Source organism: Mucilaginibacter glaciei, assembly GCF_014773245.1.
GTDB classification, from domain to species: Bacteria; Bacteroidota; Bacteroidia; order Sphingobacteriales; family Sphingobacteriaceae; genus Mucilaginibacter; species Mucilaginibacter glaciei.
This window is the reverse complement of record NZ_JACWMX010000006.1, coordinates 1-15,330: the sequence shown is the minus strand read 5'-3', so window position 1 is coordinate 15,330 and position 15,330 is coordinate 1. Positions and strand designations below refer to the sequence as shown.

The 15,330-nt window shown below is 44.3% G+C and carries 6 protein-coding genes; all 6 read left to right on the top strand.

The genetic code is table 11. The features are described from left to right. Positions 1-218: 218 nt before the first annotated feature. The 6 genes from IDJ76_RS14725 (at position 219) to IDJ76_RS14700 (ending at position 14,654) form a co-directional block, all read left to right on the top strand. Positions 219-3,518, top strand: a complete 3,300-nt coding sequence (locus tag IDJ76_RS14725) for a TonB-dependent receptor (RefSeq protein WP_191164111.1) — start codon at positions 219-221, stop codon at positions 3,516-3,518. Between the two features lie 4 nt (positions 3,519-3,522). Further along, positions 3,523-4,998, top strand: a complete 1,476-nt coding sequence (locus IDJ76_RS14720; protein WP_191164110.1) for a RagB/SusD family nutrient uptake outer membrane protein — start codon at positions 3,523-3,525, stop codon at positions 4,996-4,998. Positions 4,999-5,128: 130 nt separating this feature from the next. Then, a complete protein-coding gene (locus tag IDJ76_RS14715; protein ID WP_224746341.1) occupies positions 5,129-7,291 on the top strand; it encodes an alpha-N-acetylglucosaminidase in 2,163 nt (720 codons plus the stop codon). Between the two features lie 5 nt (positions 7,292-7,296). Beyond that, the gene (locus tag IDJ76_RS14710; protein ID WP_191164108.1) at positions 7,297-10,242 is read left to right on the top strand and encodes a beta-galactosidase; all 2,946 of its coding nucleotides are present in this window, start codon (positions 7,297-7,299) and stop codon (positions 10,240-10,242) included. A gap of 13 nt (positions 10,243-10,255) precedes the next feature. Beyond that, entirely contained in the window at positions 10,256-11,383 is a 1,128-nt protein-coding gene (locus tag IDJ76_RS14705; protein WP_191164107.1) for an acyltransferase family protein, read from the top strand. 16 nt (positions 11,384-11,399) lie between these two features. Beyond that, complete coding sequence (locus IDJ76_RS14700; protein ID WP_191164106.1) at positions 11,400-14,654, top strand: GH92 family glycosyl hydrolase; 3,255 nt, start codon at positions 11,400-11,402, stop codon at positions 14,652-14,654. Positions 14,655-15,330 lie beyond the last annotated feature (676 nt).

The window sequence follows — 15,330 nt, the reverse complement described above, 5'->3', positions numbered from 1 at the left end:
AAAAACAATTACCTACCAGATTCCTGATCGATCCGTATATAACAAGCAAGGGAAGAGTTGGCGCTCTTCCCCGCAAAAATTCTGGGATCTATTATTAAGAGTAAGGAGTTTAAGAGCACTTACTCTATCCATTAATTTTCAAAACAAATATAATGAAAAAAACAAGAAGGGCATTTTCGTGTCACGGTGCCCCCGCATGCCTTAAAGTAATTTTGCTAATGAAAGCGGTATTTTTTCTTATTCTGGTTACATGTATGCAGGTATCTGCCAAGGTGTACTCGCAGCAAAAATTTACGCTTAACATTAAGCAGTCTGATGTAAGTAACATTCTTACCAAAATTCAAAAACAAAGCGATTACCGTTTTTTTTACAACTACGCATCCGTAAAAAAACTGGGCAAGGTTGATCTGAATGTTAAAGATGCTTCTATCAGCCAGGTACTGGCTACCCTGATGGATAACAAACTGTCGTACAAACTGGCCGACAACAATGTGGTGATCATCACCTCGCAGGATGAAGTCAATAGCCAGATAATTGTGAAGGGCAAAGTAGTTGATAAAGCAGGCCAGCCATTGATTGGCGTAAGTGTTAAGATCCAGGGGACTACCATTGGTATCATAACAGATGTTAACGGTAATTTTACCCTGAACGCACCCGATAATAGCGTATTGGAACTAACTTACATCGGCTATGTAAAAAAAGTGGTTACGATAACCGGGAGCGAGCCTCTCACCATTACTATGGAAGAATTACCATCAGCACTTAAGGAGGTTGTGGTAGTAGGTTACGGTACCAGTAAAAAAATTGATATCACAGGTTCTGTTGCCAGCGTAAAAGGCAGCGATTTTCAAAACCTGCCGGTAAGCTCGGCTGCACAGGCCTTAGAAGGCCGCGCAAGCGGTGTAAATATTGTACGTAACGATGGTTCGCCGGGTGCCGCACCCAGCATCCGGATTCGTGGTACCGGTACTTTAAACGATGCCAACCCGCTAATTGTTATTGATGGCGTGCCAACCAGCAATCCGGATGCATTAAATGATGTTAACCCGAATGATATAGCATCGGTAGACATATTGAAGGATGCCTCCTCGGCGGCTATTTATGGTACACGTGCTGCAAACGGCGTAGTATTGGTTACTACTAAAAAAGGCAGCTACAACCAAAAGCTAAACACCACCGTTAATTTTTATAAAGGGTTCTCTAATACCACCAAATACCTTGACCTGCTAAAAGCGCCCGATCTATATACCTTAAAACGCGAACGCTATACTAATGATGGTGTTCCTATTAATGATTTATGGAATAATAGTTATTATGCCACGCAGCGTACAGACTGGCAGCGCGCCATTCTCAATACGGGCCAGGTTACCAATGGCGATGTAAATATACAGGGCGGTAACGAGGTGTCTAACTACTATCTTTCTACCTCCATTTATAATGAGAAAGGTACTATTGATAAATCAGATTTTAAACGGGTGAGTACACGTATCAATTCAGAGCATAAGATTAAACCATGGTTTAAACTGGGCGAAAACATCCAGTTATCTTATGCCGAACTGAATGGGTTTGATAATAACAACTCACAAACCGGCCTTATCTTTTCGGCCCTGCGCTTTAATCCGGCTATACCGCTTATTAATGATGACGGAACCTACGGGACAGCTAAAGCCAACTCAGAATTAGGGGACATTAACAGCCCTTATTCTACCATTCAGCAGGCAGACAGGTACACCAAAAAATACCGTGTGCTGGCCAATGCATTTGCAGAGGTAACCTTTGTTAAAGAACTTAAATTACGTGTTAATTATGCCTTTGACGGTGCGTTGAACCGCGGCTATAATTTCGGCATTGCCGATGTGAACCAGGTAAGGCAAACCCCCTCATCTACATTAACACAAACAGAAGAAGAAATTTCATCGCAGCTGTTGGAAGCCTTTTTAACCTACGATAAGGTGTTTGGTAGAAGCCACGTTACATTTACTGGCGGTTATTCATATCAGAACTTTAAAGATTACGGCTTTACCGCTTCCCGTATCGGGTACGATGATACCGACCCTTCCCAGCGCGTGCTCGGCACAGGTAATGCACAGTTTAACTCCAGTATCCAACCCCAGCCCTCTGCGTTACAATCAGGCTTTGCCAGGTTATTTTATGATTTCGACAGCCGCTTTCTGGCCACAGTAACTTTCAGGGCAGACGGTTCGTCCAGGTTTGCCAAAGGAAATCAATGGGGTTACTTCCCCGCGTTTTCGTTAGGGTGGAGATTGTCCAACGAACAGTTCATTAAAGATATCACCTGGATAAGCAACCTGAAACTAACAGGCGGATATGGTGAGTTAGGCAACCAAAGCGTTCCGCCTTATCAATATTTAAGCTTAATTAAAACCGGTACAACCTACCAAAATGGTGGCTATGCATTTGGCGGCACAGGTGTAAGTGGTGCAGCAGTTACTACAATTGCCAACCCGGATATTTCCTGGGAAAGAACAGCAATGACCAACATCAGCTTAGAAGCCGGGTTTTTGAACAACAAGTTAAACACAACAATAACCTGGTTTAATAAAAACACCAAAGACATGCTGATAGCCCCTCCTGTAGTTGGCTCAGCAGGTTCGGTTACTATCCCTACCCAAAATATTGGCGCCATGAATAATAAGGGCGTCGAGATCGACCTGAATTACCAGGGCGGCGATAAGGTACGTTATTCGGTAGGTGCAAATGCATCATTCATTAAAAATAAGGTAACGAAGCTTAACGGCGAAGGCACATTTGTAGGCTCAACGGTTTATGGCAGATCGAGCCAGGAAATTTCCCGTACTTACCAGGGGCAGCCGATAGCATCCTTTTATGGCTGGAAAACCAACGGTTTATACCAAACCCAGGCTGAAATTAACAGCGATCCTGCTTTAACAAACGATTCCCGTAAAGGGAACATCAAACCCGGCGATGTGCGCTTTTTGGACCTAAACGGCGACGGCTTGATAGATGGTAATGACCGTACCATCCTGGGCAACCCAAACCCAAATGCGGTTGTAGGGTTACAGGGCAGCGTATCATACAAAGGTTTTGACATTGCGGCAAATTTCACCGGCGTATTTGGTGTAAGTTTATACAATGCCGATAGGATGCAGGGTATCGACCCAACCTACCCGTTCAACATGTATGCCGAAACTTTAAACAGGTGGACGGGCCCGGGAACCAGCAACTCCATCCCGCGGATGTCTTTAGACCGCTCTAACGATAACTATCGCACTTCAGACCTGTTTGTAGAAAGCGGTAATTATTTCAGCCTTAAAAACGTAACACTTGGCTACACGCTTCCGGTAGGATTGAGCAAAAAAGCTTCGCTTAACAGTGTCCGGGTTTATGCATCCGGCCAAAATGTGTTTATGATTACTAATTACAAAGGTTACACACCAGAACTGGGTTATACTAACGGAAACGTGCAGCGTGGAGTTGATGTAGCGCAATACCCTGCGGTACGGACAATTACATTCGGTTTAACAGTTAAATTATAAAATCATGAAATCGAAAAAAATTATATATACGATAATGGCGCTTGTAATATTAAACAGCGCTTGTAAAAAAGCACTCGACCTGGAGCAACAGGGTGTTTACACCTCAGACAACTATTTTAGAAACGAAAAGGATGCGGTTAACGCTGTATCAGGTATCTACAGTTTATTAGAAGAGGAAGATTATATAGGCCATGCCGAAACTACTTTTGATACCCCATCTGATGATTACTGGCGCTCGGGCGACCATGGTGAAGACGAAGGGATTGAAAATTTAACGTACGATGCATCAAACGCAGCTATCCGTTATCCTTGGAAATGGCGCTACGAAGAGATCAACCGTTCTACCAATTGCATCATTAATATCCCCAAGATCACTGCTATTTCTGAGGCTGTTAAAAACCGCAGTATGGGCGAAGCCTACTTTTTACGTGCTTTTGGTTACTGGCGTTTAATGGTTATCCATGGCGATGTGCCTATTATTACTGATGCTGATTACAGCAAGCAAAACTTTAACGTGCCAAAATCATCTGTTGAAGAAGTGCGTAAGCAAATAGAAGCCGACCTGCTAAAAGCGGTTGACCTTTTACCGGAAAGCTACAGCAGTACAGACCGTGGCCGTGTAAGCAAAGGGACCGCTTTGGGCTTGCTTACCAAGTTGTATATGTATTGGGAAAAGTTGCCGCAGGCCATTGCAACCGGCCAAAAAGTTATTGCCAACAGCAATTACGCACTGGCTGCAAACTACCAGGATAACTTTACCCGCGCTAACGAAAGCAGCACCGAACTGCTGTTTTCTATCCAGGCGGTACAGAATGTCGTACAAAACGACTTTACAATTTACTACATACCAAGGGCATGGGGCGGTTATGGCTTCAGCCAGCCGTTGCAAGGCTTATCTAATGAATTTGAAGCCAACGACCCGCGTAAGAAAGCTACCCTATTAACCATTGGCGACCAGGTTGACCTGGGTGATGGCAATGGTTTAACCACCTTTACGGCCGACCTATCGGCAACCGGCTTTGCCTTTAAAAAGTATGCGGTATTTAATACGGCGGCAGCGGGCGGCGGTGTAGACCACACTTTTGCTGTACCGTTAATGCGCTCCGCAGATATCTATTTATTGGTAGCCGAGGCACTGATACGTACACAGGGTGCAGGTGCCGGTGATGCCATTATTAACCAGATAAGGCGCCGTGCCTCGGCTGCTTTACCGCGGGTTACAGGTGCAGGCATGAAAGAATTGATTCACGAACGCCGCGTTGAACTGGCGGGTGAAGACCAGCGCCACCAGGACCTGATGCGTTGGGATAAAGCCAAAATTGTTGATATTGCTGCTATTTACAACCTGCCAGTTTCAAAGGCACCTATCGACCAAAATAAAACCGTAACATTTGTACGCCCTAAAAATTACTATTTCCCTATCCCACAGGTAGAGATAGATAAGAGTAAAGGTGTTTTGATTCAAAACGCTAATTTCTAAATATACAATTCCAAGAAGCCGGCAACCTGTTTATAATACTATTACCAATAGCTTTAACAGGTTACCGGCTTTGTTATTAATAAAGTACTGATTAATGAGAAAGTGGTTATTTGTTTTTATAGGGATCATAATGAGCTTAAACGCCGCCGCACAGGTTGATGAGCAGGCGTCGAGAGCATTTATAAACCGGGTGATACCCGGCGACAGGGCTGATGCTTTTATTATAGAAAGTATCCCGCAGCAAAACGGTAAGGATGTATTTGAGCTGGCCGGCCGTAATGGTAAAATTGTATTACGTGGCAACAACGGTTTATCTGTTGCATCGGCCTTAAATTACTATCTTAAAAATTATTGCCTGGTAGAGATCAGCTGGAATACGGATGTGAAAATACCGGCAAACCTGCCACAGGTTACTGGCACCATCCATAAAACCACCCCTTATCAATACCGCTACTACCTTAATTATTGCACCTTTAACTACTCCATGTCGTGGTGGGATTGGGAGCGTTGGCAAAAAGAAATTGACTGGATGGCCCTGAATGGCATAAACATGCCTTTAGCTATTACCGGCGAAGAGGCCGTTTGGCAGGATGTATACAAAAGCATGGGGTTCAGCAACAAACAGTTGGACGATTTTTTTAGCGGCCCGGCTTATTTCTCATGGTTTTGGATGGGTAACATTGATGCATGGGGCGGCCCGCTGCCACAGCATTGGATGGATAGCCATAGAGACCTGCAGAAAAAGATCCTGGGGCGCGAGCGTTCATTCGGGATGAAACCGGTATTGTCATCTTTTACCGGGCATGTGCCACCGTCGTTTAAAGACAAGTTCCCTGGAGCTAAAGTGAAAAAGACCAACTGGGATGCCGGTTTCCCAGATGTTTATATCCTTGACCCGGATGACCCGATGTTTGAAACCATCGGTAAGAAATATATTGAGGCCCAAACCAGAGAGTTTGGCACCGACCATCTTTACTCTGCAGATACCTTTAACGAAAATGTGCCGCCCACCAATGATTCTACCTACCTGGATGGAATGAGCAAGAAAGTATTTAATTCTATGGCCGCTGCCGACCCGCAGGCTATTTGGGTAATGCAGGGATGGATGTTTCATTACAACAATAAATTCTGGCAGCCGCAGCAAATAAAAGCGTTGCTTAATGCTGTACCTAACGAGCAGATGATTGTGCTTGATCTGTACAGCGATGCCCACCCGGTTTGGAACCGCACCGATGCTTATTACGGCAAACCCTGGATCTGGAGCATGCTGCAAAACTTTGGCGGGAACATTAGTTTATTTGGCCGTATGCGACATGTCGCCGCCGACCCGGCCATTGCCCTGCACGACCCCGAATCTAACAACATGCGCGGTATCGGTATCACACCCGAAGGGATAGAGCAAAACCCTGCCCTTTTTGCCCTGATGCTGGAAAACGTTTGGCGCGATACACCGATAGATGCCGATGCCTGGCTAAAAGATTATGCACACAGGCGCTATGGCAGCATAAACCGGCAAGCAAATGAGGCCTGGCATATTCTACTGAATACGGTTTATAGCGGCGGCCTTACCGAAGGCGGCCCTGAATCGATCATTATCGCGCGCCCAACTTTAAAGAAAACCATAGATCGCGTTTTAACCAAACTAAATTACGATCCGTCCCGATTGATAACCGCCTGGGGGCATTTGATACAGGCTGCAGATAGCCTGAACGAAAGCGACGGTTTTAAATATGACCTGGTAGATGTAACCCGCCAGGTGCTGGCCAATTATGCCACACCGCTGCAACAGCAAATGGCGGCGGCAGTTGATAATAAAGACCGTGTTGCCTTTAAAAAACACAGTATGGATTTTTTAAAGTTGATGGATGATATGGATGTGCTGCTGGCTACCCGTAAAGATTTTTTATTAGGTAAATGGATAAATGAAGCCCGTGCCAATGGCATCACTGCACGCGAGCAAAATTTGTACGAATTGAATGCGCGTAACCTGGTTACCCTATGGGGCGATAAGGAAAGCGGCCTTAGCGAATATTCTAACAGGCAATGGGCAGGTTTAATTAAAGGCTATTACAAACAACGCTGGGCAATGTATTTTACTCAAATGGATAAAGCTTTAGCATCCGGGGTGCCGTTTGATGCAAAAAGTTTTGATAAGCAGGTAAAAAACTGGGAATGGCAATGGGTAAATACCCACAATAACGCTTATACCAACGTTGCTACAGGTAACGAAACTATGGTGGCTAAAAAGATGTTTGCTAAATATAGCGCTCTGGCGCAAAAAGCTAACTATTAGTAAGGATGAGTAAGCGACTGTATCTGGTTCTCGCGATAGTTTTATCAGTTTTTAATATCAAGGCTGTTTATAGCCAGGCCATAAATGATCATATGTTTGCGGCATCTGCAGCTGCCAAACCGTTTATAGATTTTGACAGTAAAGGTATTCTTGTAAATGGCAAACGCACCTTTATCGTTTCGGCAGGGCTGGAATATGCCCGTGTACCGCGCGAGTTATGGTACGATAGGTTACTGCGTATTAAACGTGCAGGTTTCAACTGCGTAGAGATCTATACCATCTGGAATTTTCACGAAGCGCAGGAAGGTAAATTTGACTTTACCGGCGACCATAACCTGGGTGCTTTTCTTGATCTGACAAATAAATTGGGGCTATACGCTATAGTACGTGTTGGCCCCTATTACTGCGCCGAATGGGATAGCGGCGGTTACCCCATATGGTTAAAATTTAAAACCGGCCTGCGGGTAAGGGAGCACAACGCACCTTTTGAAAAGTATGTAGATCGTTTTTTTGATCATCTTTTGCCTATCGTGTTTAACAGGCAGATCAATAGAGGCGGCCCCGTAATAATGGTGCAACTGGAAAACGAACACAACAACGGCTGGGGAACCGTAATACCTGATGGATATTTTAAACATTTGCAAACTAAGGCGTTGCATATGGGGCTCCAGGTGCCCTATTTTTTCAGCGGGCTGCATCACGCAACCGACCCGGCCATAAACGGAAATTTTAACGACCCCAAAAGGCCAAACCCCTGGTTCTCTACCGAGTTTTGGAGCGTGTGGTATTCCCAATACGGTGCCAAAGCGGGAGACGATTCATTATACGACCGCCGCACCTGGAAGATTATCGCCAATGGCGGCAACGGGTACAATTATTACATGGCACATGGCGGCACCAACTTTGGTTACACCAACAATGATGAAGACGCCGCCTCCTATGATTATGGCGCGGCAATTGGGCAGGCGGGTGATATAAGGCCTGTTTATCATGTCTTTAAACGTGCAGCCTGGTTTGCCCGCAGTTTTCAGGATGTGCTGGAAAACAGCACAAATGATAGTATTACGTACCGTAATTTAGTTGCGGATACTACCGTAAAGATCACTGCACGCAAAAGCCCGGATGGCGATATTGTTTTTATTGATAACCCCGGTAAAAAAGCATTACCTGTAAGGCTGCAGGGGATGGACGGCACCTTGTTATTAAACCCTGGCGAGATTTATCCGCTTGTGCATCACTTTAATATTACGCCGTTTGTAATGCTCAATTGGGCTTATACGCGCATCTTTGCAATTGTAAAACAGGATAATACAACTACCCTGATTGCCGATGCAGAACCGGGCAGCCCCCTTTCATTACAGTTTTCAACCAAAGGGAACGTTACAGCGGTTACGCAATCATCGCTGTTGAAAATTAACGGTAACCAGGTAAATTTAACAGGGCTTGCACCGGTAAGTAATAAACCATCAGCATACAGCTTCAGAACCGGTAACCATACCATCCGCATTTTGGTAATGAGCCGTAGCCAGACAGACCATACCTGGATAGCAGATTACAAGGGGCAAACTTATATTGTTAGTGGTGCCGCTTACACCGGGGATGTTGTTGTAATGGGTAAAAACATCAGTATAACAACAGAACAACCCTTAACCGCGCAAACTACAGCTGATACCTGGCTTTATACCGATAAGGAGGCTGTTTTACTAAATAAAAACAATAGCGCTGGCACACAACAACCCGCGGGTTTGGCATTAAGTAAATGGGAATATAAAACGGGCGCAGGTGCTGCCGATAAAAACGCAGCTACAAATAACTGGCTTAAAAGCAAATTCCCTCTACAAATGGGAGCCGATGGCGATATAACTGCTGATGCCTGGTACCGGACTAATTTACACATTTCCAAAACGGGCAAGTACACTTTACAAGCAAAAGGCGGCGGCAGGGCGCGGGCTTATATTGATGGCAACCCGGCCGCCACATGGCAATTGAGTGCCGGCGAAATTACCCTCAACATAAAAAAAGGGAAGCACACACTGGCTGTATTTACTGCACACGACGGCCGTGATAAACTGGCAGCTTACGTGGGCCCAATAAATAACGTGGATAGAAAGGGAATTTACGGCGCCGTATATCTAAAAAAAGGCGGCCCTTACCTCAGCAACGTTAACAACTGGTATTATTCGAAAGCGTCAAACCGCGATGCACTCAAAAATGGAGCGCCCCGGTTTGATACGGTATCATTTAAAAAATATAAAATTGGTGCCGATGCGTTTAACTTAAAACAAGGTTTTGGTTGGTTTACAACACTTATACCAAAGCTTGCAACAGGTACATCCAAAGTAACGCTGTCATTTAAAAGCGTTGATGAAAATGCAACCGTATTTGTAAACGGCCAACAGGTTAAACGCCATGAAGGCTGGAACATCCCTTTTGAGATAACCATTAGCGATACTGCCGTACTAAAGCGACCTATCAGGATAACACTTTTTATAGAGAACTATTCTAACGAAGGCGGTATTGACCAGCCGATTAGTTTAAATACTATTGGCAATGCAGCCACTGTAAGCGGTTGGGCAATGCAAGGCGGCCCCGGTAAACTTAATCAAACAATCGGTTGGCAAAAATTAAGTGCCCAATCGCGGATTGCTACCGGACCATGCTTTTATCGCTCGGCCTTTATTACCAACCTGGTTGCAGGGCAAACTTTGATATGGCGGGTTGATCCAAAAAATCTGGGGCATGGCTCGATATGGGTGAACGGGCACAACCTGGGCCGCTATCCCGAAAAGATTGCAGTTACCGGGCTGTATATACCCGAGTGCTGGTTAAACAAAGGCGGCAACCAGCTGGTGATTTATGATGAAGACGGCAAACAACCAACAGCTGTGCGGGTAATTGCCGAGCCGGCTGCAGGCAGGGTTAAACATATATTATCATCAGAAATTAAATAATATATATATAAGCATGGCTATAGCTGCAGAACGATTTACCGCGCTTGATGTGTTCCGTGGTATTACTATTTGTTTTATGATCATTGTAAATGCGCCCGGTTCGGGAGCAACGGTATGGGCCCCGTTGGACCACGCCGCATGGTTTGGTTTCACCCCAACAGACCTGGTATTCCCCTCATTTTTATTTGCCGTTGGCAACGCCTTAAGCTTTTCTAAAAAGAAACTGGAAACTGATGCGGCCTTTATCGGTAAGATCCTGAAACGGACTGTTATTATATTCCTGCTGGGTTACGTCATGTACTGGTTCCCATTCTTTCACCGGGTTAGTGAGGGTTGGGAGTTTAATGCTTTAGGAAACACCCGCATTATGGGGGTTTTGCAGCGTATTGCGCTTTGCTATATTTTCGGGGCGCTTATTGTGCATTACTGCTCACTAAGAACGGTGGTAATCATAACCGCTTTACTTTTGATAGGCTACTGGGTATTTTTGATTCAATTTGGTGAGCCGGGTAATATCTACACCATGCTTGGTAATGCAGGCACAAAACTCGATATCGTAATTTTAGGGAACAATCATTTATACCATGATAAAGGAGGCCCCATTGCATTCGATCCCGAAGGGTTACTAAGTACACTTACCGGAATCGTAAATGTGATAGGCGGTTACTTGGCGGGGGCTTTTATCCAGCGGAAAGGTAAAAACTATGAAGCTGTTGCCAAACTCTTCATTTACGGTGCCTTACTAATTGCATTGGCTTTGTTTTGGGGGCAGTTTTTTCCAATAGCCAAGAAATTATGGACCAGTTCGTTCACACTGCTAACCATCGGGATAGACTTATGTATATTAGGCTTGTTGATATACGTTATAGAGGTAGAAAAGGTAAAACGAGGTACGGGCTTCTTCCTAACCTTTGGTAAAAATTCACTGGCTATTTATCTTTTATCCGAGTTGTTATTAACCACATTACAGATGTTATGGGTAGCACCGGGTTTAAGCTTTTACGAATGGATAAACCGGGTGTTTTATCAGCGTTTGTTCCCGGGAGCGTTAGGCACATTAGTATTTGCCATTTGCTATATGCTACTATGCTGGCTGGTAGCCTATGCTATGGATAAGAAGAAAATTTACATTAAAATATAGCAACGTTATTTAGAATATGCGACGATTTGCTGCACGAACCCTGTTGATTATTACAGCTGCTTTAACGTGGTTTATTAATGCCGATGCCCAGCAAGGTAATCACCTGCAATATGTAAACCCACTCATAGGCACAACAAAAAGTAATGTACTTACCAAATGGGGTAACAACGGCGGCACTTACCCCGGGGCGGTTGCACCATCCGGCGCGCTGCAACTAAGTCCCGAAACCCGTGTTACCGCTGCAAAAGGGTATGACTATGCTGATAGCGCGATTTACTATTTTAGCTGCTTTGGGCACCTGAGCGGTTACCCCGAAGGATCTGCAGGGCGGTTTTGGGTTATGCCGGTAGCTGATGAGGGCTTTTTTGAAGCCGGCAAAAGCAGCAGGCATTTTTCACATCAGGAGGAAACAGCTACACCTGGTTATTATAAAGTTACCTTTAATGATAACCATACCACGGCAGAAGCTACAGTTACTGCAAGGGCAGGATTGTTTCGTTTTAGTTTTACAGATGGCCGTGCGCCGCAGCTTTTTATTGGCGATGCGGGCGAAGTAAGTACCCCCTCTAAAAGTATAGTACATGCTTCACATCGCAATACGGTTATTAATTTCAGCGCGGCTTACCAGGATAAAAAAGAGGTAAAGGGAGGTTGGCTTTTCACATTTAAACCTGCCGATAAAGTTATTGTGCTAAAAATGAGCACCTCATCTATCAGTTTGAACGGAGCTCAAAAAAATATCGATCATGAAATTGGTATTTTATCGTTTGATGAAATTCATCGGCATACCTCCGCCAATTGGATGAATGCATTGGCTGTTGCCGATGTAGCGGATAAAAGCACGCAGCATAAAACCAACTTTTACACGGCGTTATACCATTCGCTCTTAATCCCCTGGGTAATTGATGATGCCGACGGTCGCTATAAAGGTGCCGACGGACTGGTGCATCAAAAAAGTGGCAATAGCCAATACGGTGGTTTCTCGCCCTGGGATACCTTTCGTTCGCTGCATCCGCTTTTAACATTGCTTTATCCGGATAAACAAAAGGATGTTATACTGTCTATGCTGGATATTTACAAGCAAACAGGGCACCTGCCAACCGAATCCATGACGGGTAACCACGCCATCCCCATTATTGTCGACAGCTATTTAAAAGGCATAACCGGGTTTGATAAGCAGCTGGCTTACACCGCCATGAAAAAAAGTGTTTTAGAACCCCCATTTATCCAGCCGGATCTGGAGCTGTATAACGAGATGGGATATATTCCTTTCACCCGGTCGGAGTCGGTGACCCGTACGGTTGAATATGCATATGACAACTGGGCGTTGGGCGAATTTGCAGGGCAAGTTGCAAACCAACCAGCGGACTGTACCCGGCTATCGAAAATGGGCTACAATTACCGCAATTTGTTTAATAAAGATGCCCTTTTCATGCTTCCGCGCAGCGGTAACCAGTGGAAAATGGAACCGGGCATGTCGGGCTATAAAGAGGGCGATAAATGGGTGTACTCGTATTTCGTGCCACAAAACACCCGGGATTTAATTAACCTGAGCGGTGGTGCAAAGGCCTTTGTCGCCCGGTTAGATTCTGCATTAACCAATAACGTTATATTGTTTGATAACGAAACTGTTTTTCATTTACCCTACCTATTTAACCAGGCGGGGTATCCAAATTTAACCCAAAAATGGTGCAGGCAATTTATGCTGAACAGGTTTAGTGATACACCGGGCGGACTGCCCGGTAATGACGACCTCGGTTCTACATCAAGTTGGTATGTTTTCAGTGTCATGGGTATCTACCCGGTTTGCCCCGGCAGGCCGTATTATGCGATAGGCGCGCCGATTTTTGATCAGGTAACGCTTCACCTATCTAACGGAAAAAACCTTGTTATAAGAACGGATAATGCTGCTGCCGATAATTATATACAGTCGGTAAAAGTGAACGGTAAACCATGGCAGCAATTGGTTTTACCACATACTATGCTGACGAATGGCAGCAATCTCCATTTTACCATGAGCAGGCACGTAAGTAATTGGCCCATTAACAAAAACGCTTACATGTTATCAGAAACCAAAAGCAGCCCTGTTATTAAATTGCTGAATTATAAAGTAAGTACCCAATCTGTTGCGCCTAATCAGCCTTTAACAGTAAAATTTACGCTGCTAAATAGCGGCAGTATGGGCACAAAAAAAATAACTGTATTTGTAAATGGTAAGAACTACGCGTTTAAAACCTGTTTACTAAAGGCCGGTCAAAAAATAACTGATTCTATTGCACTTCGTTTATATCCAATTGGTAAAACTATTTTACAATTGGAACATTTGAGCAAGGTAACGATAATGGTAAAGCAACCGGTGATACCAAATTCCCACCCGTTTGTGATAAGTGGTTTAACGGCAAAGGCTATTGTTAAAATAAACGGGGAGCAACAGCTAACTTATACTATCCAAAATACAGGGGGAGTAACATGCTCTTTTAATGTACCCTTAATGGTTAATACTGCCGTATTATTTAAGGACAGTTTTGTGCTTGCCCCGGGAGAAAAAAAGGTTGTTAGTCATAAGTGGCCGGCACCTGATGGTGGTTTTAAGTATGTAAGCGTAGATAGCGCCGCGGTTACTTTTAAAGTTTATCAAAGTTCAAAAGAATCCTTATTACTTAATTTATCGCCGTTGGAAAACGTATCGGGTGATAAGGTTACAGATAAATCGGGCTTTCACAACGATGGGTATATCCTGCCTGATACAGGTATGCCAGTTGTTGAAAATAAGGGCTTTGTTTTTGGCGAACACAGCTTTATAGAAGTGCATAATTCACCCGGATTGGATGTAATGGACCAAACCATCACCATGATGGCCTGGGTAAAGCCGGTAGGGGAAGAAAAAGGGCTGGTAGATATATTTACAAAAGGCGACAGCCACGTATTGCAGGTCAGCGATAGCAAGACACTCTCTTTTTTTGCAGGCGGCTGGGGCCGAGGCGATTGTACCGTGCCGCTCCCGGCCAACTGGCGGAACGAATGGCACCATATTGCCGGCGTTTGCAATGGCAAAACCCTGTGTGTTTATATAGATGGTGTTTTAAAAGGCACAACAGCAATGGATGAAGCTGTAAATCTATCTAACAGCAACAAATGGACACTCGGCCGTAACGAGGAGTTCCCCTCCGAACGGATCTATCATGGGAATATTAATAAGGCAATGGTATTTAAAGAAGCATTATCCGCCGAAGAAATTACGGATATCTACAACACATCAAAGCAAAATTAGACAGAACTGAAACGTTCTTTGATGTAAGCGCATATAGGTATTGGCTAAGGTTTTCTGGCAAGTGCTAATAACTTTCGGTTCCCCCCGCAAAATCGGCATCCTTATCATGACCTGGTAATACATTGCTTTATATCGTCAAAAATGCCTTGGGCCAGTAAACCTTCAAATTAAATTCCTTTTTGGCGCGGTAAATGATCATCACCAAATAAATCGCGTTGGTCTTGTAGGCGCGGGTACCTTAAAACCGATAGCCTGGTCAAATTCGCTATTGCTCATTTGCTTTTGTGAAACAGTGTGAATATTTTGTGAAACAAATTGCGAAACACCGACCGTTTGCGGAAATAAAACAGGTTTTATGAAACAAAAAAATAGCCTTAATGATACCGTAAAAGCAAACGGAAACTGATTGGTTCGATATACCCTGAAAAGTTCACATTTGAGGATTTGAAAGTTAGAACCGCGAAAATAGGGGAGATATTTAATTTTATTTACCTGGTAAACAGCAAGTTAATAGGAAAAAAAATGGGACAACGACCAGGAATTCTGTGTTGTCCCAAGAGGTGAACCCTATTGGACTTTTTTCGAACCAATTTTTAAATGAATTAAAGAGTATCACTGATTTGGAATAACTAGTTTAAGCCAGCCTCAGGAACCAAATTGCGCAAGCACGTTTTAC

What these genes read in the sequence shown, in the direction of transcription:
- IDJ76_RS14725 (WP_191164111.1), top strand. Translation starts at nt 219, where the DNA reads ATGAAAGCGGTATTTTTTCTTATTCTGGTTACATGTATGCAGGTATCT.
- IDJ76_RS14720 (WP_191164110.1), top strand. Translation starts at nt 3,523, where the DNA reads ATGAAATCGAAAAAAATTATATATACGATAATGGCGCTTGTAATATTA.
- IDJ76_RS14715 (WP_224746341.1), top strand. Translation starts at nt 5,129, where the DNA reads ATGAGCTTAAACGCCGCCGCACAGGTTGATGAGCAGGCGTCGAGAGCA.
- IDJ76_RS14710 (WP_191164108.1), top strand. Translation starts at nt 7,297, where the DNA reads ATGAGTAAGCGACTGTATCTGGTTCTCGCGATAGTTTTATCAGTTTTT.
- IDJ76_RS14705 (WP_191164107.1), top strand. Translation starts at nt 10,256, where the DNA reads ATGGCTATAGCTGCAGAACGATTTACCGCGCTTGATGTGTTCCGTGGT.
- IDJ76_RS14700 (WP_191164106.1), top strand. Translation starts at nt 11,400, where the DNA reads ATGCGACGATTTGCTGCACGAACCCTGTTGATTATTACAGCTGCTTTA.